This window comes from uncultured Sphingomonas sp. (genome assembly GCF_964250165.1).
Classification (GTDB): domain Bacteria; phylum Pseudomonadota; class Alphaproteobacteria; order Sphingomonadales; family Sphingomonadaceae; genus Sphingomonas.
Map to the genome: position 1 here is coordinate 1 of NZ_CAXUEK010000034.1, position 18,965 is coordinate 18,965.

At 70.7% G+C, this 18,965-nt stretch carries 22 protein-coding genes; 12 read left to right on the forward strand and 10 right to left on the reverse strand.

Going from position 1 to position 18,965, the window contains the following annotated elements; all coding sequences use genetic code 11:
- On the reverse strand, window positions 1–229 hold a 229-nt coding region (locus ACFE64_RS08720; protein ID WP_375392073.1), incomplete at its 3' end, for an Hsp70 family protein.
- Window positions 230–385: 156 nt separating this feature from the next.
- Between ACFE64_RS08720 and ACFE64_RS08725 the strand changes: the two genes are divergently transcribed.
- Window positions 386–796, forward strand: a complete 411-nt coding sequence (locus ACFE64_RS08725) for a copper chaperone PCu(A)C (RefSeq protein ID WP_375392074.1) — start codon at window positions 386–388, stop codon at window positions 794–796.
- A 73-nt stretch (window positions 797–869) separates the two neighbouring features.
- Here the strand turns inward: ACFE64_RS08725 and ACFE64_RS08730 are convergent, their stop codons facing one another.
- On the reverse strand, window positions 870–1,808 hold the full coding sequence (locus ACFE64_RS08730) for a PEPxxWA-CTERM sorting domain-containing protein (RefSeq protein WP_375392075.1): 939 nt from the start codon (window positions 1,806–1,808) through the stop codon (window positions 870–872).
- Between the two features lie 237 nt (window positions 1,809–2,045).
- Here ACFE64_RS08730 and ACFE64_RS08735 point away from each other — a divergent pair, with 237 nt between their 5' ends.
- Entirely contained in the window at window positions 2,046–2,168 is a 123-nt protein-coding gene (locus tag ACFE64_RS08735) for a hypothetical protein (protein WP_375392076.1), read from the forward strand.
- Window positions 2,169–2,248: 80 nt separating this feature from the next.
- Here ACFE64_RS08735 and ACFE64_RS08740 read toward each other — a convergent pair whose 3' ends face one another.
- Window positions 2,249–3,469 (reverse strand): NF038122 family metalloprotease, encoded by a 1,221-nt coding sequence (locus ACFE64_RS08740; protein WP_375392077.1) that lies wholly within the window; start codon window positions 3,467–3,469, stop codon window positions 2,249–2,251.
- Between the two features lie 172 nt (window positions 3,470–3,641).
- Window positions 3,642–4,871: a threonine synthase gene (locus ACFE64_RS08745; protein ID WP_375392078.1), complete on the reverse strand. Its 1,230-nt coding sequence runs from the start codon at window positions 4,869–4,871 to the stop codon at window positions 3,642–3,644.
- A 71-nt stretch (window positions 4,872–4,942) separates the two neighbouring features.
- Between ACFE64_RS08745 and ACFE64_RS08750 the strand changes: the two genes are divergently transcribed.
- Together ACFE64_RS08750 and ACFE64_RS08755 are read left to right on the forward strand one after the other, a co-directional pair.
- Window positions 4,943–5,227, forward strand: coding sequence for a BrnT family toxin (locus ACFE64_RS08750; protein ID WP_375392079.1), 285 nt, complete (start codon window positions 4,943–4,945; stop codon window positions 5,225–5,227).
- A complete protein-coding gene (locus tag ACFE64_RS08755; protein ID WP_375392080.1) occupies window positions 5,193–5,465 on the forward strand; it encodes a BrnA antitoxin family protein in 273 nt (90 codons plus the stop codon). Before ACFE64_RS08750 ends, ACFE64_RS08755 begins: the two co-directional genes overlap by 35 nt.
- 222 nt (window positions 5,466–5,687) lie before the next feature.
- Here the strand turns inward: ACFE64_RS08755 and grpE are convergent, their stop codons facing one another.
- The 3 genes from grpE to ACFE64_RS08770 are packed head-to-tail and all read right to left on the reverse strand — an operon-like array spanning window position 5,688 to window position 7,596.
- Complete coding sequence (gene grpE, locus ACFE64_RS08760; protein WP_375392081.1) at window positions 5,688–6,245, reverse strand: nucleotide exchange factor GrpE; 558 nt, start codon at window positions 6,243–6,245, stop codon at window positions 5,688–5,690.
- A 14-nt stretch (window positions 6,246–6,259) separates the two neighbouring features.
- Complete coding sequence (gene hrcA / locus ACFE64_RS08765) at window positions 6,260–7,303, reverse strand: heat-inducible transcriptional repressor HrcA (protein ID WP_375392082.1); 1,044 nt, start codon at window positions 7,301–7,303, stop codon at window positions 6,260–6,262.
- A gap of 38 nt (window positions 7,304–7,341) precedes the next feature.
- Window positions 7,342–7,596, reverse strand: a complete 255-nt coding sequence (locus ACFE64_RS08770) for a GCG_CRPN prefix-to-repeats domain-containing protein (protein ID WP_375392083.1) — start codon at window positions 7,594–7,596, stop codon at window positions 7,342–7,344.
- A 168-nt stretch (window positions 7,597–7,764) separates the two neighbouring features.
- On the opposite strand from ACFE64_RS08770, the gene rph reads away from it, so the two are divergent.
- The 3 genes from rph (at window position 7,765) to hemW (ending at window position 10,808) form a co-directional block, all read left to right on the forward strand.
- On the forward strand, window positions 7,765–8,481 hold the full coding sequence (rph, locus tag ACFE64_RS08775; protein ID WP_375392084.1) for a ribonuclease PH: 717 nt from the start codon (window positions 7,765–7,767) through the stop codon (window positions 8,479–8,481).
- Window positions 8,478–9,113 carry an RdgB/HAM1 family non-canonical purine NTP pyrophosphatase gene (gene rdgB, locus ACFE64_RS08780; RefSeq protein ID WP_375392085.1) on the forward strand — a complete coding sequence of 212 codons (636 nt, stop codon included), beginning with the start codon at window positions 8,478–8,480 and terminating at the stop codon, window positions 9,111–9,113. The genes rph and rdgB overlap by 4 nt, the downstream gene beginning before the upstream one ends.
- Before the next feature lie 351 nt (window positions 9,114–9,464).
- Window positions 9,465–10,808 carry a radical SAM family heme chaperone HemW gene (hemW, locus tag ACFE64_RS08785; protein WP_375392086.1) on the forward strand — a complete coding sequence of 448 codons (1,344 nt, stop codon included), beginning with the start codon at window positions 9,465–9,467 and terminating at the stop codon, window positions 10,806–10,808.
- Between the two features lie 24 nt (window positions 10,809–10,832).
- Here the strand turns inward: hemW and ACFE64_RS08790 are convergent, their stop codons facing one another.
- Entirely contained in the window at window positions 10,833–12,029 is a 1,197-nt protein-coding gene (locus ACFE64_RS08790) for a penicillin-binding protein activator (protein WP_375392087.1), read from the reverse strand.
- Window positions 12,030–12,041: 12 nt separating this feature from the next.
- On the opposite strand from ACFE64_RS08790, the gene rsmI reads away from it, so the two are divergent.
- The 4 genes from rsmI (at window position 12,042) to ACFE64_RS08810 (ending at window position 14,941) form a co-directional block, all read left to right on the forward strand.
- Window positions 12,042–12,875, forward strand: a complete 834-nt coding sequence (gene rsmI, locus ACFE64_RS08795) for a 16S rRNA (cytidine(1402)-2'-O)-methyltransferase (RefSeq protein WP_375392088.1) — start codon at window positions 12,042–12,044, stop codon at window positions 12,873–12,875.
- A 72-nt stretch (window positions 12,876–12,947) separates the two neighbouring features.
- A complete protein-coding gene (locus tag ACFE64_RS08800) occupies window positions 12,948–13,328 on the forward strand; it encodes a YraN family protein (RefSeq protein ID WP_375392103.1) in 381 nt (126 codons plus the stop codon).
- A 123-nt stretch (window positions 13,329–13,451) separates the two neighbouring features.
- Complete coding sequence (gene gshB / locus ACFE64_RS08805) at window positions 13,452–14,405, forward strand: glutathione synthase (RefSeq protein ID WP_375392089.1); 954 nt, start codon at window positions 13,452–13,454, stop codon at window positions 14,403–14,405.
- A complete protein-coding gene (locus ACFE64_RS08810; RefSeq protein ID WP_375392090.1) occupies window positions 14,402–14,941 on the forward strand; it encodes a hypothetical protein in 540 nt (179 codons plus the stop codon). The genes gshB and ACFE64_RS08810 overlap by 4 nt, the downstream gene beginning before the upstream one ends.
- Window positions 14,942–14,944: 3 nt before the next feature.
- Here the strand turns inward: ACFE64_RS08810 and ACFE64_RS08815 are convergent, their stop codons facing one another.
- Entirely contained in the window at window positions 14,945–15,820 is an 876-nt protein-coding gene (locus tag ACFE64_RS08815; protein ID WP_375392091.1) for a tyrosine recombinase XerC, read from the reverse strand.
- A 161-nt stretch (window positions 15,821–15,981) separates the two neighbouring features.
- On the opposite strand from ACFE64_RS08815, the gene ACFE64_RS08820 reads away from it, so the two are divergent.
- The gene (locus tag ACFE64_RS08820; RefSeq protein WP_375392092.1) at window positions 15,982–18,150 is read left to right on the forward strand and encodes a primosomal protein N'; all 2,169 of its coding nucleotides are present in this window, start codon (window positions 15,982–15,984) and stop codon (window positions 18,148–18,150) included.
- 176 nt (window positions 18,151–18,326) lie between these two features.
- Here ACFE64_RS08820 and ACFE64_RS08825 read toward each other — a convergent pair whose 3' ends face one another.
- On the reverse strand, window positions 18,327–18,965 hold the full coding sequence (locus ACFE64_RS08825) for a hypothetical protein (RefSeq protein ID WP_375392093.1): 639 nt from the start codon (window positions 18,963–18,965) through the stop codon (window positions 18,327–18,329).

Here is an 18,965-nt window from a genome sequence, read left to right on the forward strand (position 1 = left end):
AGCGGCGGCCGATCAGGCGCTTCACCGCGAAGATCGTGTTGTCGCCGTTGGTGACGGCCTGCCGCTTGGCGGGCTGGCCGATCAGTCGCTCGCCGTCCTTGGCGAAGGCGACGATCGACGGGGTGGTGCGCGCGCCTTCGGTGTTCTCGATCACTTTGGGCTTGCCGCCCTCCATCACCGCCACGCAGCTGTTGGTGGTGCCGAGATCGATGCCGATAACTTTAGCCATGTGTCTGTTGAGCCCTTCAAATCCTGACAAGAACAGCAAGGCCGCGTCCCGTTACGGCGGCGCAACCTCTCATGCTTGCGGCGATATAGGCAGCGGTCCGCTTGCCGCAAGAAGCCCGGTGGCGTAGCGGCCCGCGCCATGCGCAACGTGACATGGATGCCGGTGGCCGCCCTGCTGCTGGCCTGCTGCGGCAAACCCGTGGCCCTGACGGCGGATCACGCCTGGGTGCGGTTGCCGGCGGTGCCGGGCCGGCCGGCCGCCGCGTACTTCACCCTGCACGGCGGTGCCGCCGATGCGACGCTGGTCGCGGTCGCGACCCCTGCGGCGCTGCGGGCGGAGATGCACGAGAGCATGGCGGGCGGGATGCACCCGCTCGGCAGCGTCGCGCTGCCCGCGGGGGGAACGGTCACCTTCGCGCCGGGCGGACGCCATGTCATGCTGTTCGATGTCGACCCGCGGCTCAAGCCGGGCAGGGCGACGACGCTGACGTTGCGGTTCGCGGACGGGCACCGCCTGTCGGCACGCGCGACGGTCGTCGGCGCGGCAGACCCGTCACCGGTGTCCTGACCCGCGTGAACCCTTAAGAAAAAGGGCGCCGCATCAAACGATGCGACGCCCTTCGTTCGCCCGCCAAGCGGTGTCAGCCGAACGCGATCACCGTGCGGCGGCGGCGCATCGCGGCGCCGGCGAGACCGAACCCGCCGATCATCATCGCCCAGCTCGCCGGCTCCGGCACTGCGCCGGTCGCCGACGGCGTGATCGAGATGTTGTAGAACGCCTGCAGGAACGGGGCCGTGTTCGGCGCCTGATTGGCGACGCGGAAGAAGCTTCCGTCCGACGTTCCGGCCAGGAACTCCCCGCCCAGGCTCGACGTCTTCGTCGCGAGTTCGAAGAAGTAGGCGCGCGAGGCATAGCCCGAGTTACTGCCGTTGAACACCTGGCTGCCGGCCGTCGGCGTCAGGTAGGCATAGTAGCTCAAACCTGCCGTGAGGGACAGATTGATGTTCGAGAAGGTGTGGTAGAACAGCGCGTCGTTGCCGTTGACGCCGCCGCCATCACCGAAGTTCGTCAGCAGGCCGTTGACCGTCGACGAATAGACCACCGGGCCGATCGCGCCGGGGTTGGTGAAGAGGTTGTCGGCGGTGAAGCCCACCGGGTTGAACACCGCGATCTTCAGCTGCTCACCGCCCGCGGCGCTGTTCGTATCGACGAAGCTGAGCTGGTTCAGCGTGCCGCCCGTCGAGTTGAACACCTGTCCGACCGACACGAGCGAGGTCGACTGACCCGGGAAGCCGCCCTGCACGGCGCCACCCAGACCAGCAATCGTGCCGTAGCCGGGCGTCGCGAAATTGGTGGTGCCGATGGGCGTGATCGGCACGGCGCTGACGCCCGTTCCGGTGGTGCCACTGCCATCGCCACTGATCCCGGCGGCCGGATCACTGTAATAGTCGGGCTCGTCGCCCGGATCGCCCGGATCAACGGGCCCGCCCGGAGGGGGCCCACCGGCCGGTCCGGCGTGAGCGGCGGACGCAAAGGAGAGTGCAACGGCAAGCGCCGTCGCGGACAGCATCAGCTTCATGTGATTATTCCCGGAAAAATCTTCCGACGCCCCGCGCGTCGTCAATTGATTAATAAAGCATCAATGACGGTTTGCAATGTTTTTGGTCAGCAGTGCTGGAACAATTTGGGACATAAAGCGTGCGTTGACCGTTTCCCGCTGACATTGTTGCTGCAATGCAACACATCGTCCGGACGGTCATAGCGTCGCGCTGCCCGCGGAGGGAACGGTCGCCTCGCGCCGGGCGGACGCCACGTCATGCTGTTCGACGTCGATCCCCGCGTGACCGCCGGCAAGACGCTGACGCTCGACCTTGTCTTCACCGACGGCCGCCGCTTGCCGGCGCGGGCGGTCGCGGCGGGAGATGCCGCGCCGCCATGATCGGCGGCAATGCGCCGCCAGACACGAAGGGCGCGCCGATCGAAACCGGCGCGCCCCTTTTTCGTTTCACCCAGCCGTAATCAGGTGGCGGCGAAGCGCACCGATGTGCGGCGGCGCATCGACGCACCGACCATGCCGAAGCCCGCGATCATCATGGCCCAGGTCGCCGGCTCCGGCACCACCGGCGTCGCCTGCGCGGCGAACGCGGTATAGGCCTGCGCCGTCGTGAAACGATAATTGCCGTTCCCCTGCACGTCGGCACGAAGGTTGTACCCGATCGCATCGAAGGCAGCGAGATCGGTGCCGGTGACCACACCCTGCAAGCCGCCGCACAGATAGGGGTTCATGATACCAATGAAGATGCCGCAGGTGTTCTGCCCGGCGGCGTTAACCGGAGCCTTCCAATGCGATGCCTGAAAGGTATCGCCATTGGCCTGACCCATCGAAAAGCGGGAGTCGCCGTAAAGCTGCGAAACGCCGCCATCGACCGAGAAATATGGCGTATTCTGGGTCGACCAGTCGAGATTTCCCGCCGAGCTGTAGCGATACAGGTCAAGCACACTCATTACGCGGTTGACTTCAAGGGCACCCGCCTTCGTATTGGCCGCTCCCGGTGCCGTGTAGGCATCATAGGTATCGACGCCACTCACGAAGCCGAGCGCATGGCCGATCTCGTGGATCGCGACGCCGATGAAGTCCGACTTGTTCGCATCGATGCCGTCAGTCGGATTATAGTCGAAAGCGAAATTGCTGGAAAAGATGACGGTGCCGTCGCGTGTGCCGGCGTCGGCGGCACCCAACGCCTTGGCGTTCGCCGTGTTGACGCTGAGCACCGAGTTGTTGGCCGACCCGTCGTTGTCGATACGGGTCGCCGTGTCGACATACCCGGTGCCGGCGGCATTGAAGGCGTTGGTGATGGCCGTCACCGCGCCGATTCCCGCGCCCAGCGTACTCACGCCCAGGGGCCGCAGATTCGCCACTGCGGTCCCGTCCAATGCGCTGGAGACGTCGCCGGCGAGCGCGCCGTAGATGTCCGCGACGGCATATCCGGCTGTCACGCTGCTGGTGCTGCCGAGGATGTTGGTTCCCAGCGACTGGATGCCGATGTTGAGCCGCACCGTGATATTATCGGTGAGAACGGACGACCAGTAAGCGGAGGCGATATCGAAGCCATTGCGCGCATTGGTGCCGGCCTCGGCACCGCCGGTATTGTTGAGAACAAACGTAAGCGCCTGCGCCTGGGGCGCAGCGGAGAGCGCCGCGACCGCAACGGCGGCGCGTAGAAACGACCTGGACGTCATGTGAAACCCCCGAATATCGTTGGACGTCGGGCTGAGGTCATCCTCATGCCCGCCCGTGGCGACCCCATGTCGTTAACCTTTTTTGACGGGCGGTTAACGGCTGGTCAACGGTTCCACTCGACAAAAAAAATCTTGCGCCCCACTTTGAAACATGACCGTAGCGCGGCATCGTTCACAGCCGTTCCCAGTCGACGGGCTGATCCCGGTCGATCGCCGCCGTCGCCGCGGGCATCGGATATTTCAGCCCCGTCGCACAGTTGAACAGCACGACCTGCTCGTCCCCGTCCACCTCGCCCGTCCGCAGTGCCGCGTGATAGGCCGCCAGCGTCGCGCCGCCCTCCGGACAGAGCAGCAGACCGTCCTGCTTCGCGCAGGCGTCCACCGCCGACACGATGGCGGGGTCGCCCACCGCCACCGCCTTGCCGCCGCTCTCGCGCACCGCGCGCAGGATCAGGAAGTCGCCGATCGCCTTGGGCACCCGGATGCCGGCCGCGATCGTGTGCGCGTCGTCCCAGCGCTCGGCATGCTCGACGCCCGCCTCGAACGCGCGCACGATCGGCGCGCAGCCGGCCGCCTGCACCGCATACATGCGCGGCCGCTCGGGGCCGATCCAGCCGAGCTTCTCCAGCTCGTCGAACGCCTTCCACATCCCGATCAGGCCGGTGCCGCCGCCCGTGGGGTAGAAGATCGCGTCGGGCAGCGTCCAGCCGAGCTGCGCCGCCAGCTCCAGCCCCATCGTCTTCTTGCCCTCGATCCGATACGGCTCCTTCAAGGTCGAGAAATCGAACCAGCGCCCCTCCGCCGCGCCGCGGCCGACGATCGCGCCGCATTCGTCGATCAGCCCGTTGACGCGATAAACGCGCCCGCCCTGCGCCGCGATCTCGCGCACGTTCACCTCCGGCGTGTCTTCCGGGCACAGGATGATCGTCTCGATCCCGCCGCGGCTCGCATAAGCGGCGAGCGCGGCGCCCGCATTGCCGTTGGTCGGCATCGCGATGCGCGTCACCCCCAGCTCGCGCGCCATGCTGACCGCCATCACCAGCCCGCGCGCCTTGAAGCTGCCGGTCGGCAGACGGCCCTCGTCCTTGACCAGCACGTTGGCGCCGCCGGACGCGGGGATCGGCACGAGCGGCGTCTCGATCTCGCCGAGGCTGACGATGCTCGCGGCGTGGCGCACGGGCAGCAGCTCGCGCCACCGCCACAGGTCGGTCGGCCGACGCTCCAGCTCCTCCCGCGACAGGCCCGCCGCCATCGCGCCAAGATCGTAGCGCACCAGCAACGGTCGCCCGGCCCGCGACAGCCCGTGCAGCGTGTCAGCCGGGTATCGCTCGCCGGTCAGCGAGCACTCCAGGTGCGTGACGAACGTCGGGCGGTCGGCGGTGAGGTTCGGGTTGGGCTGCATGGCGTCCGCCCTACCGCCCCGGCACCGCGAGCGTCCACTTGAACCTGATCAGATCGTAGCTACAGTGCATGGTGGACATCGCATATGACCCGGCCAAGGACGCCATCAACATCGCCAAGCACGGCCTTTCGCTGAGCGAGTTCGCAGGGTTCGACGACACGCCGAAGGTGATTGTTGATTACCGCCGCGACTACGGCGAGGTGCGTTTCCAGGCGCGAGGTCGGATTGCCGGCAGGCCGTTTTGCCTCGTCTATGTCGAGACGCTTAAGGGGATTCGGATCATCAGCCTGCGTCGGGCCCACGAGAAGGAAATACGCCGATATGAACAAGCAGTCAGAGATAATCCCGGATTTTGACAACCCGGATTTCGACGAGAACCCGCATTGGACCGCCGCGGATCTCGCCCGCGCCCTGCCAGCAGACGAGGTTCACCCGGCCCGTATAGTCCACGCGTTGGTACGCGGTCCCCAGCGCGCGCCGACCAAACAGCAGGTGACGCTGCGCCTCGATCTCGACGTGCTCGCCAAATTTCGCGCGACCGGCCCCGGCTGGCAGGCGCGGATCAACGCGGTGCTGAAGGGGGCGGAGCTGTAGGCTCAGTCGAACTCCAGCGCCGCCGCCGCGCCGCCGGACAGATCAAGCGGACGGTCTGGTTTAACCGGGACCGGCTCGCCGCCCGCCATGCCGTCTCCCTTGCGGCCGAGGCGGCCAACTCTCGCCCAGAAGGAATCGATCGGCGTTCGCTTGCCGACCCGCCGAGCGCTTCCTTGCCCGGCCGGCACGTTCGGAACGGGGTCATGGCGCGGCCGCATGATCCTACCCAGCCGCCTTCGCGACGCCGACCAGCGCCGGGCGGAGCAGGCGGTCCTTGATCATGTAGCCGGCCTGCATCTCCTGCACGATCGTGCCCGCGGGCTGATCGCTCGGCACCTCCAGCATCGCCTGGTGGCGATTGGGATCGAGCGTCTCGCCCAGCGCGGCGATCTTGGTGATGCCGTGGCGCGTGAACACGCTGTCGAGCTCGCGCCCGGTCGCCTCCAGCCCGGCGACCAGGCCCTTCATCTTCTCGTCGCCGCGCAGTTCGGCCGGCATGGCGGCGAGCCCGCGCTGCAGGTTGTCCGCCACCGACAGGATGTCGCGCGCGAAGCCCGTCGCGGCGTAATCGCGCGCGCTCGCGGCATCCTTCTCCGCGCGACGACGCAGGTTCTCGGTCTCGGCGCGCGCATACAGCGTCGCCTGCCTGGCCTCGGCCAGCTGCCGCTCCAGCTCGGCCAGGCGATCGTGCTCCGCCACTTCGGGCGCCGCCTCGGCGGTCTCGGTCTTCAGATTGTCGGGGCGCAGGTCTTCGGCCTGCGCCGTCTCGTGCTCGGTCATGATGTCCCTATGTGTCAGCCCATCAGGCGGGCCAGCGTCGCGGCCGTGAAATCCACCATGGGCACGACGCGCGCATAGTTCAACCGAGTCGGCCCGATGACGCCGACCACGCCCACCACGCGCCCGCCCGCGCCATGGAAGGGCCGCGCGATGACCGACGAGCCGGACAAGGCGAACAGGTTGTTCTCCGCGCCGATGAAGATGCGCGTCGCGTCGCCCGCCGCGGCGCTGTCGAGCAGCTGCGCGATGTCCTGCTTGCCGTCGAGATCGTCGAGCAGGTCGCGCACGCGCTCCAGATCCGCCGCGGCGGCCACGTCGATCAGCCGGCCCTGCCCGCGCACGATCAGCACGGGCCGGCGACCGCCGTCCTCGCTCCACACCGCCAGTCCGCGCGCCACCAGGTCGCGCGCCGCGCCGTCCAGCGCCGCGCGTCCGTCCGCCAGATCCTGCTCGACGCGGCGGCTGGCCTCGGCCAGCGTCAGACCGGAGAGCGTCGCGCTCATGTAATTGCCCGCCTCGGCGAGCGCCGACAGGCCCATGTCCGGGGGCAGCGCCATGACGCGGTTCTCGACCGAGCCATCGGCGCTCACCAGCACCGCCAGCGCCTGGCCGGGCCCGAGCGGCACGAAGCCGATCGAGCGCAGCCGCGCCTCCCGCTTGGGCACCATCACCAGCCCGGCGCAGGCCGACAGGCCGGAGAGTGCCGCGGTCGTCGCCGCCAGCGCCTCCTCCACCGGCCCGCCCGCACCGGCGCGCCGCTCGATCTCGGCGCGCTCGTCGGCGCTGGGCTCCAGCGCCTGCATCATGCCGTCGACGAACAGGCGCAGCCCGCGCTCGGTCGGCAGGCGACCGGCGCTGGTATGCGGGCTGGCGAGCAGCCCGCGCTCCTCCAGCTCCTGCATCACCGAGCGGATGGAGGCGGGCGACAGGCTCAGCCCGGCCTGCGCCAGGCTTTTCGAACCGACCGGCAGGCCGTTCGCCAGATAGCCGTCGACCACGCGGCGGAAAATGTCGCGCGCGCGGTCCGACAGCTCGGTGATCGGGGGCGCGGCGCTCATGCTCCCGATCTAGGAGCGCACCGCGCCGCCGTCATCCCTTACCGGTAGCGCCAGCCATTCTGATAGCGATAGCGGTTCTGCCAGTAGCGGCGACCGTCCCAATAGCCGCGGCCGTGATAATAGTTGCCGGTGACGAGCACGGGGCCGGCGCCGCGGCCCGGACCGTAATTGGGGCGGCAATGGCCATAGGGGCCGCGATGGCCGCCGGGGCCACAGCCCTGGGCGGCATTGGCGGGCGCCGAGACGGCGAACGTGGCGCTTGCGGCGAGCGCCAGGGCGATCAGCTTCTTCATGGGGTTTCTCTCCTCATCCGTTACACAACAAGGGCTGCGAGAGCCGCCCCGCATAACGCAGGTTGCTTGCCGCCGTTCCGTCGCCGCCGCCGGCTGACCCTGCCTCCCCGCTGGCGCGACCGTTTCGCGCCGGCTAGGGCGTGGTGCACGCCACCTTAGGAGAGTTGAATGCGCCCCAGCGGCCGCGCGCCAGACCAGATGCGCGCCATCAGCATCGAGCCCCGCTTCACGCGTCATGCGGAGGGCTCCGTGCTGATCGGCTTCGGCGACACGCGCGTGCTCGTCACCGCCAGCGTCGAGGAGCGCGTGCCGCCGTTCCTGCGCGGCAAGGGCGAGGGCTGGGTGACGGCCGAATACGGCATGCTGCCGCGCGCGACGCACACGCGCGGCCAGCGCGAGGCGGCGCGCGGCAAGCAATCCGGCCGGACGCAGGAGATCCAGCGGCTGATCGGCCGCTCGCTGCGCGCCGTGACCGACATGAAGGCCTTGGGCGAGCGCCAGATCGTGCTCGACTGCGACGTGATCCAGGCCGACGGCGGCACCCGCACCGCGTCCATCTCCGGCGCCTGGGTGGCGCTGCGCCTCGCGGTCGACGGGCTGCTCAGGGACGGCAAGCTCACCGCCGACCCGATCGGGCAGAAGATCGCCGCGGTCAGCTGCGGCATCTATCAGGGCACGCCGGTGCTGGACCTCGATTATCCGGAGGATTCCGCGGCCGACGCCGACGCCAATTTCGTGCTGCTGGAAAACGGCCACATTGCCGAGGCGCAGGCGACGGCCGAGCACGCCACCTATGACGAGGAGGCGCTGCTGCGCCTGCTGCGCCTGGCGCGCATCGGCTGCGCGGACATCTTCGCCGCGCAGGCGAAGGCGGTCGCCGCTTGAACCTGGACCTGCCGGGACCGCAGGCCGTGCGCAAGCTCGCGCCCGGCAAGCTGGTGATCGCCAGCCACAACGAGGGCAAGGTGCGCGAGATCAGGGCGCTGCTCGAATCCCACGGCATCGAGCCCGTCTCGGCGAAGCAGCTCGACCTGCCCGAACCGGTCGAGAACGGCACCACCTTCTTCGCCAACGCCGAGATCAAGGCGCGCTCGGCCGCCGACCTGTCGGGGCTGCCGGCGCTCGCCGACGACAGCGGCCTGTGCGTCGATGCGCTGGGCGGCGACCCCGGGGTGCTGACCGCCGACTGGGCGCAAACGCCGACCGGACGCGACTGGAACCTCGCGATGCGCAAGGTCGAGGACGCGCTGGCCGCCAAGGGGCCCGAGGCGGGGCGCGACGCGCATTTCGTGTGCGTCCTCGCGCTCGCCTGGCCGGACGGCCATGTCGAATGGTTCGAAGGCCGTGCCGAGGGCTCGCTGACCTGGCCGCCGCGCGGCACCGTCGGCTTCGGCTACGATCCGGTGTTCGTGCCGGCCGGCGACACCCGCACCTACGCCGAACTGGAGCCGGCGGAGAAACACGCGGTCAGCCACCGGGCGGATGCGTTCCGGCAGCTGGTCGCGGGGGTATTCTAGCTGCGGTCAGGGAGCCGTCGCCACGCCCTTGTCGTCGCGATCGCGGCCCCAAAGGCCAGCAGTGCGGCGACCGACCGGTTCGACAGCGGTAAGCGGACGAGCAGCGGCGGCGCGGCCACAATCAAGGCCAGCGTCGGGATATGCTAGCGCGGGGCGATATCGGGATAGGGCTGCCGGACGTTGACGAGCGCAACGGCGAGCGCGAGCACGACGATCATCGTCCGCTGCGGCGAGGGCAGGCGTCGGCAGGTGTCGAGATCGCCGGTCGTCGCGGTGATGTCGCATCTGCCGTTCCGCCCGGCAATGCGGGCGCGCTGTCCTACGCGGCCGGCGCGCGCTAGGCGGATCGCGATGCCGTCTCCCGACGCCCCCTCGCTGCGCCGCGCTTCCGCCCCCGGCGCGGCGCGGACCTGGACGAATCGTGGGGGATGTAGTGTCCAGGTTCGAGTCGCACGCGACGCTGCCGCCGATTCGGAAGAGCGCGCGAGCCGGACCGACCTCGCCCTCTATGTCCACTGGCCGTTCTGCGTCTCGAAATGTCCCTATTGCGACTTCAACAGCCATGTCCGCGCCGCCGTCGATCAGGACGCATGGCGCGAGGCGCTGCTCGCGGACCTCGCGCATGAGGCGGGTCTGACCTCTGGTCGCCGGCTCACGTCGGTGTTCTTCGGCGGGGGTACGCCCTCGCTGATGCCGCCGGCCACCGTCGCCGCGGTGCTCGGCGGGGCGGAGCGGCATTGGGGCTTCGCGGCCGACGTCGAGATCACGCTGGAGGCGAATCCCTCGTCGGTCGAGGCGGCGCGCTTCGCCGATCTCGCCGCGGCCGGGGTCAACCGCGTGTCGCTGGGCCTGCAGGCGCTGGACGACGCGGCGCTGCGCTTCCTCGGTCGCGCGCACGACGTGGCGGAAGGGCTGGCGGCGCTCGCCACCGCGCAGGCCACCTTCCCCCGCGTCTCCTTCGACCTGATCGCCGCGCGTCCCGGCCAGTCGCTCGCCGCCTGGGAGGCCGAGCTCGCCCGCGCGCTCGGCTGCGGGACCGAGCACCTGTCGCTCTACCAGCTCACCGTCGAGCCCGGCACCCGCTTCGCCACCGAGGCTGCCGCCGGCCGGCTCACGCTGCCCGACGGCGACGGCGCCGCCGACCTGTTCGAGGCGACGCGCGCGATGACCGCCGCCGCCGGGCTGCCCGCCTACGAGACCTCGAACCACGCGCGGCCGGGCGCGGAGAGCCGGCACAACCTGACCTATTGGCGCTACGGCGACTATGTCGGGATCGGCCCCGGCGCGCATGGTCGGCGCGGAAACGCGGCCACGGTGCGGCATCGCAAGCCCGAGAACTGGCTGGGCGCGGTCGCGCGCAACGGGCACGGGATCGCGGGCGAGGAGATGCTGGACCCGCTCACCCGCGCGACCGAGGCGCTGCTGATGGGGCTGCGGCTGGCCGAAGGCGTCGACCTCCGCCGTATCACCGCTTTAGCGGGCGGTGACGCGCCGATCGATCGCGCCGCGGTCGGGCGACTGGAGCGGCTGGGTCTCGTTACGCTCGCCGGCGAGCGGCTGCGAGTGAATGAGGCCGGCGCGCTGCTGCTCGACGCAATCCTGCCGGAGATCGTCGCCTCTCCCCTCCCGCCTGCGGGAGGGGTCGGGGGAGGGCATGTCAGGAATCACGTCGCGAGCGAACACGCCCTCCCCTAACCCCTCCCGCAAGCGGGAGGGGTATCAGCGCCCGAACCCGCCCGGCGCCGGCGACACCACCACCGTCGTGCCGCCGCGGATCTCCTGCACCTCCAGCGCGCGCTCCGCCACGCCGTCGCGGCCGAACCGGAACGCGCCGTCGATGCCGGAAAAACCGTCCGGGTCGCGCAGCCGTGGCTCGGGGAAGCGCGCGCCGATCGGCCAGTCGCGCGCCATCCTCACCGTCAGCAGCACCGCGTCATAGCCCAGGCTGGCGAGGCGATACGGCCCGGCGCCGAAGCGGCCCCGGTATCTCGTCGCAAACTGGCGATACAGCGTGTCCGACACGCTGGCGAACCACGCGCCCGCCAGCTGCGGCCGTGCGGCGATGCCGCTCTCGGTGTTCCACAGCTCGGTTCCGAGCAGGTGCGCGCCCGTCGACCCGCGCCTGAGCGGGGCCGCCGCCGCCGCCGCGCTCGCGCCGCCGTCGGCCACCAGCACCGCGCCATACGGACCCTTGGCCGCCACCCGCGCCGCCGCCGCGCTCAGCGCGCCCGGCGCGCGCTGGAACGTCTGGAGCGACACGACCTGGCCGCCGGCCGCCTCCACTGCGCGCAGGAACGCCGTGGATGCGCGCTCGCCGTAAAGCCCGTTCGGCATCAGCCCGGCGAAGCTCGTCACGCCGCGCCCGCGCGCATAGCCGACGACCCGCTGCACGGACTGCGCCGGCGCATAGCCCATCACGTAAACGCCCGGCCCGGCCACGCTCGCGTCGTTGGAGAAGCTCAGCACCGGCACGCCGGCGGCGCGCGCGATCGGCCCGACCTGCCGCGCATCGTCGGCGAGCAGCGGCCCCAGGATCAGCTGCGCGCCCTCGTCGATCGCGCGCCGCGCCGCCGCCGCCGCGCCGCCCCCGGTTCCATTGGCGGCGGTGTCGTATTCGGTGACCCTGATCTGCGTCGCGTTGGTATCGAGCAGGGCCAGCTGCGTCGCATTGGCGATCGAGCGGCCAACGCCGGCATTGGCCCCCGACAGCGGCGCCAGCAGCGCGACGCGGTTGCGCTGGGTATCGCGCGGGATCCCGGTCTCCACCTCGGGAGGCCGCTCGGCGGCGCGGGGTGGCGGCGGCGCCTCCACCGGCGCGCGCGGCACCACGGTGGAGCACGCCGCGAGCAGCGCCGTGGCGGCCAGCGCGCAGGCCCGCGCCGCCCAGCCCCGTTGCCTGCGCTCCCGTTGCGCCATAACCCCTCTCCCATGAACGCTTTAGCGCCAGGTCTCTACATCGTGGCGACCCCGATCGGCAATCTCGGCGACCTCGGCACGCGGGCGGCCGATATCCTCGCGCGCGCCGACCTGCTGGCGGTGGAGGACAGCCGCGTGACCGCGGGGCTGCTCCGCCACATCGGCATCAAGCGGCCGATGACGCCGTACCACGATCACAATGCCGACGCCGTCCGCCCGGGCCTGGTCGCGCGGCTGGCGACGGCGGCGGTGGCGCTGGTCAGCGACGCGGGCACGCCGCTGATCTCCGACCCCGGCTACAAGCTGGTGCGCGACGCGCGCGCCGCGGGACATGCGGTCGTGACGATCCCCGGCCCCTGCGCGGCGGTGGCGGCGCTGACGCTGGCGGGGCTGCCGACCGACCGCTTCCTGTTCCTGGGCTTCCTGCCGCCCAAGGCGCAGGCGCGGGCCGCCGCGATCGCCGAGGTGGCGGGCGTCCGCGCGACGCTGGTGCTCTACGAGAGCGGCCCCCGCCTCGCCGCCTGCCTCGCCGCGCTGGCCGATGGGCTGGGCGACCGCGACGCGGCGGTAACGCGCGAGATCACCAAGCGGTTCGAGGAGGCGGTGACGGGCACGCTGTCGACGTTGGCCGCCCGCTATGCCGACGCCCCGCCCAAGGGCGAGATCGTGATCGTCGTTGCCCCGCCGGGCGAAGCTGCCCCCGCCGCCGCGGACGAGGTGGAAGCGGCGCTGGCCGAAGCCCTCACCCGCCTCCCCGCCGCCAAGGCCGCCGGCGAGGTGGCCAGGCGGTTCGGCGCCGACCGGAAGGCGCTCTATGCGAGGGCGCTGGCGCTGAAAGCGCGGTAACTCCCCTCCCGCTTGCGGGAGCGGCTGGGGTTGGGCATGTCAAGCGGAGTGTCGCCCAACACCCCCTCCCCCATCCCCTCCCGCAAGCGGGCGGGGGACACGCTCAAGCGCCAGGCCGCCGACGGCTTCGGCCGCCGCGGCGAGGATGCCGCAGCAGCCTGGCTGGAGCGCCGCGGCTGGACCGTCCTCGCCCGCCGTGTGAAGACCAAGGCGGGCGAGATCGACCTGATCGCGCGCCGCGATCGCCTGGTCGCCTTCGTCGAGGTCAAGACCCGCAAGACCGCCGCCGAGCTCGACTTCGCGATCGACGAGCAGCGCCTGTCCCGCGTCGCCGCCGCCGCCGAGCTGCTGATGGGCCGCTATGCGGAAGCAGGCGACGACATCCGCGTCGACGTCCTCCTCCTCGCTCCCGGCACCCCGCCCCGCCACATCGAGAATGCGTGGCTGACGTAATCGTCACGCCGGGCTTGTCCCGGCATCCACCCCCGTTCTAGGCGCGAACCTCCGCAAAGACGTTCCGCGCCCGGTGCGACAGGGGACCCCGGCACAAGGCCGGGGTGACGGCAGGAGAAAAGCATGTCCCTCACCGTCGCCGTCCAGATGGACCCGCTCGACCAGATAAATATCGCCGGCGATTCCACCTTCGCGCTGATGCTGTCGGCGCAGGCGCGCGGGCACGCACTGTTCCACTATGCCGCCGAGGACCTGAACTACCGCGACGGCCGCGTCTGGGCGCAGGCGCATCCCGTCACCGTCCGGCGCATCACCGGCGACCACTTCACCTTCGCCGATCCCGTCCGCCTCGATCTCGGTGCGCAGACGGACGTCGTGCTGATGCGGCAGGACCCGCCCTTCGACCTCGGCTACATCACCGCCACCCACCTGCTCGAACGCATCGCGCACGAGACGCTGGTGGTGAACGACCCCGCCAGCGTCCGCAACGCGCCCGAAAAGGTGTTCGTCCTCGACTATCCCCACTTCATGCCGCCGACGCTCGTTACCCGCAGCCTCGCCGAGGCGCGTGCCTTCCTCCACGAACATGGCGAGATCGTCGTCAAGCCGCTCCACGGCAACGGCGGCAAGGCGATCTTCAAGGTCGGGCGCGAGGGCGAGAACCTGTCCGCACTGATCGAGGTATTCAACCAGACCTGGCGCGAGCCGCACATGCTCCAGGCCTTCCTTCCCGCCGTGGCGCGGGGCGACAAGCGCATCGTGCTCGTCGACGGCGCGGTCGCCGGCGCGATCAACCGCCTGCCGGGCGAAGGCGAGTTCCGCTCCAACCTCGCGGTCGGCGGCTCGGCGGCGAAGACCGAGCTGACCGGGCGCGAGCGGGAAATCTGCGCCGCGCTCGGCCCGGAGCTGAAGAATCGCGGCCTGCTCTTCGTCGGCATCGACGTCATCGGCGGCGAGTGGCTGACCGAGATCAATGTCACCTCCCCGACCGGCATCGTCGCAATCGAACGCTTTGATGGGACGGATGTGGCCGGGCTGATCTTGGATGCCATCGAGACGAAGGTGGCATCGCGGTGAACCCACGGCTCGTGATCACCGATAGCTATCTTCAACGTATCCAAATCGCGGTTGCGGCCGGCGACCACGCGGCGCCCTTCCGCGACTTTCTCGATAATTGGCACGCATTTGAACACGGACCGCCCTTCATAACGAAAGGACTCAGGCCGATTTGGTTCAATAACCCTTGTGCCTGGCAGCAGCGGGACATGCTAAATGCAATGCACTTTGTGTCTGCCGATGCGCGTGAAGTGCTTGATCGTGCAAAGGCCGACACCGCTAACTTTATTGCCCTGCGAATGTCGAAAGACGCCTCGACCCGCTTGGTTGTTGATCATGCAATTCCCCTGCGAGTCTTGCGCCAGCGGGTATTCGAAGACCGCGCACTTGCCGACACTGATGCCCTTAAAGCTTACCTCAAGAGTCACTACCGGCTGGCGGTCATCACGCACGCCGAGGACCAGCGGCTAAACCGGCTGAAACTACGCAGCGCCATGCCTGGTAATTGGGACGGGCAGAACACTTGGGCACGCTACGAAGCCGCCGGCATCGTGTGACGCTCACGCCCTCGGATGCGCGTTCCGATACACATCCAGCAAATGCGCCGCATCGACCGCGGTATAGATCTGCGTCGAGCTGAGGCTCGCATGGCCGAGCAGCTCCTGGAGCTGGCGCAGGTCCGCCCCCCGCCCCAGCAGGTGCGTCGCAAACGAGTGGCGCAGCGCGTGCGGCGTCGTCCGCCCGTCCAGCCCCAGCCGCACCCGCGCCGCGCGCACCGAGCGCCGCACCACCGCCGCCGACAGCGGTCCGCCCTTCGCCCCACGAAACAGCGGTTCAGCCCCCGCCGCGCGCCACGGCGTCTGCGCCGCATAGGCGTCGATCGCCGCGCGCACCTGCGGTAGCAGCGGCACGATCCGCGTCTTGCTCCGCTTGCCCGTCACGGTCAGCACGTCGCCCAGCGGCAGCACGCTCGCGGGCAGCGCGGTCGCCTCGCCGATGCGTAAGCCAGCGCCATAGAGCAGCAGCAGCACCGCCCAGTCGCGCGCGCCGATCCACGGCTCGGCGGCGTCGTCCGCCACCTCCTCCGCCAGCGCCACCGCCTCGGCCGGCGCGATCGGGCGGGGCACGCCCCGTTTCACCTTCGGCCCGCGCAGCCGCGGCGCGTCCGCCTCGGCCCAGGCGAGGAACCCGCGCACCGCCGACAGCTCGCGCGCGGCCGACGCATTGCCTAACCCTTCGCCGCGCCGCTGCGCCAGGAACGCGCGCAGATCCGCAGCCGTGATCTCCCCCAGACGCGCGTCCGGCGGCTCGCCCCAATGGCCGGAAAGAAACGCCAGCAGCCGCTCCGCCGTCGCTCGATAGGCGCGCACGGTATGCGCCGATCGCCGCCGATCGCGCGCGAGGTGGTGGGCGTAGAGGGTGGCAAGCTGGTTCAACTACGTCGTCACCCCGGCCTCGTGCCGGGGTCCACTGCAGGACTGGCCCGCCGGCGCGCGTAAATCCTGGCGACAGGCATGAACGACGGTGGATGCCGGCACAAGGCCGGCATGACGGGGTAGGCTTTCCGTCGACTCCCCCAGACTCCATATGCCCGGCCATGTCCCGCGCCCGCGTCCTCGTCCTCAACGCCGCGCTCGGCCCGCTCGACTATCGCGTCCCGCACGGCATGACGGTCGAGCCCGGCTCGATCGTCGTCGCGCCGCTCGGACCGCGGCAGCTGCTGGGCAGCGTGTGGGAACCCGAGCGCCTCCCCTCGGCCGCCGAGGTCGGCGACAACCGGCTGCGCCCGCTCCTCGCCGTCGCCGACGTGCCGCCGCTGCGCGAGCCGCTGCGCCGCCTGATCGAGTGGACCGCCGACTATTATCTCGCCCCGCCCGCCGCGGTGCTGCGCATGACGCTCGCCTCGACCAGCGCGCTGGAGGGCGCGCGGCTCCTCATCGAATATCGCGCCACCGGCGAGCGCCCCGCCCGCCTCACCCCGCAGCGGGAGCAGGCGCTCGACCGCATCGGCGACCGCCAGGGCCTGATTCGCGAGCTTGCGACGATTGCCGGCGCATCGGACGGCGTCATCCGCGGCCTGGTGAAGTGCGGGGCGATCGAAGCGGTCGAGGTCGACATCGACAGCCCCTACCCGGTCCCCGACCCGGACCACGCGCCGCCTGAGCTATCGGCCGACCAGCAGGCTGCCGCGACCACCCTCGCCACGGACGTCGCCGCCCGCGCCTTCCGGCCCACCCTGCTCGACGGCGTCACCGGCTCGGGCAAGACGGAGGTGTATTTCGAGGCGGTCGCCCAGGCCCTCCGGGATGGCCGGCAGGCGCTGGTCCTGCTCCCCGAGATCGCGCTGACCGAGCCTTTCCTGCAGCGCTTCCACGCCCGTTTCGGCTGCGAGCCGGTCGCCTGGCATTCCGGCCTGCGCTCCACCCAGCGCCGCCGCGCGTGGCGCGCGATCGCGTGCGGCGAGGCGCGGGTGACGGTCGGCGCCCGCTCGGCGCTGTTCCTGCCCTACCAGGACCTCGGCCTGATCGTCGTCGACGAGGCGCACGAGACCAGCTTCAAGCAGGAGGAGGGCGTCCACTACCATGCTCGCGACGTGGCGGTCATGCGGGGCAAGTTCGAGGATTGCCCGGTGGTCCTCGCCTCCGCGACGCCGGCGATCGAGACGCGCCAGCAGGTCGCGACCGGCCGCTACGCCGAGCTCCAACTCCCCGCCCGCTTCGGGCTGGCCCAGCTCCCCGCGATCGAGCCGATCGACCTGCTCGCCGAGCCGCCCGAGCGCGGCCGCTGGCTGTCGCCGCCGCTGGTCGCCGCGATGCGCGAGACGCTCGACCGCAAGGAGCAGGTGCTGCTGTTCCTCAACCGCCGCGGCTACGCCCCGCTGACGCTGTGCCGCGCCTGCGGCCACCGCTTCCAGTGCCCCAATTGCACCGCCTGGATGGTCGAGCACCGCCTGACGCGCCGGCTCGCCTGCCACCATTGCGGCCATGCCGAGCCGACGCCGCGCGCCTGCCCGGAGTGCAAGGCCGAGGACAGCCTGGTCGCCTGCGGCCCCGGCGTCGAGCGCATCGCCGACGAGGTCGCGGCGCTGTTCCCCGAGGCGAAGACGGCCGTCGTCACCTCCGACACCATCTGGTCGCCGGCCAAGGCGGCGGAGTTCGTCGGGCGGATGGAGGCGGGCGACATCGACGTGGTGGTCGGCACGCAGCTGGTGACCAAGGGCTATCACTTCCCCAACCTGACGCTGGTCGGCTGCGTCGACGCCGATCTGGGGCTGGAGGGCGGCGACCTGCGCGCGGCCGAGCGCACCTTCCAGCAGATCCGCCAGGCCGCCGGCCGCGCCGGCCGCGGCGAGAAGCCCGGCCGCGTCTTCCTCCAGACGCACAGCCCGGGCGCGGCAGTGATGCGCGCGCTGGTGACGGGCGACGCCGATGCCTTTTACGAGGCCGAGACCGACGCGCGGCGCGAGGCCGGCGCGCCTCCCTTCGGCCGCTACGCCGCGATCATCGTCTCGTCCGAGGACCAGCCCGCCGCGCTGGAGATCGCGCGCCTGATCGGCCGCGCCGCGCCGGCGGTGGACGGTATGCACTGTTACGGCCCCGCTCCCGCCCCGCTCGCCATGTTGCGCGGCCGGCACCGCTATCGCCTGCTCGTCCACGCCCGCCGCGCGCTCGACGTGCAGGACGTCATCCGCGACTGGCTCGGCGCGCTCGAATGGCCGGCCAAGGTGCGGGTGACGGTCGACGTCGACCCCTATAACTTCCTCTAGCTCCTCCCCGGGACGGGGAGGGGAACCGCCGGGCGCAGCACGGTGGTGGAGGGGGGCCGTCACGAGGACGATTGCCGGGAGGGCCGCCGCGGCGAAGCCGCGTCGTCGGTCGCAGCTGCGCTACGCCGGCCGCGCTCGGCCGTCTCGCGACCAGCTTGCGCTGCTTTGCGTGCGCCCTATCGCGTCGCGTTATACTTCAGTTGCTCGTCCGTCAGCTGGAAGCCCACCAGCGCCTCGAAGCTGGTGCGGAGCACCGCCGCGCGCACTTCCGGGCGGCTCAGCGGGTCGATCGCCGCGTCCTCCTGCCCCGCCTTGCGCTTCTCGGTGATGCGCTTCTTGATGTCGTCGGGCAGCGTCGCCGCCGCGCGCGTCACCAGCGTCGTCGCCGTGCCGGACGCCTGCGCCCGGTCCCGACCCGCGTCGAAGTGCAGCGCCACCCGGCCGACCCGCTTCGCCACCACGGCGCTGCCGCCGCGGGTGATGACGATGAAATAGGGCAGCGTCACGTCGCGCGCCGCGTCAGTGTGCCGCCGCCGTGCCTGGACGTCGAAGGTGACGTCCGTCTGGATCTGGTCGCCCTGGTCGCCGCAGGTGGATCGCACGTTGGTCATCGTCGCGGCCAGATCGATCGCGTCCGCGTCGCGCCGGTCGGCGGGATCGAACAGCGTCACGTCACCGGTCGCCGCCGGAACCGCCACCGTCGGGCAGGCGGAACGCACCGCCGCCACGCCCGTGCCGGTCTCGTCCAGATCGCCCTTGCCCGCGCAGCCGGCCAGGACCACCGCCGCCGCCAGAATGCCTGCCAAACTCTTCAC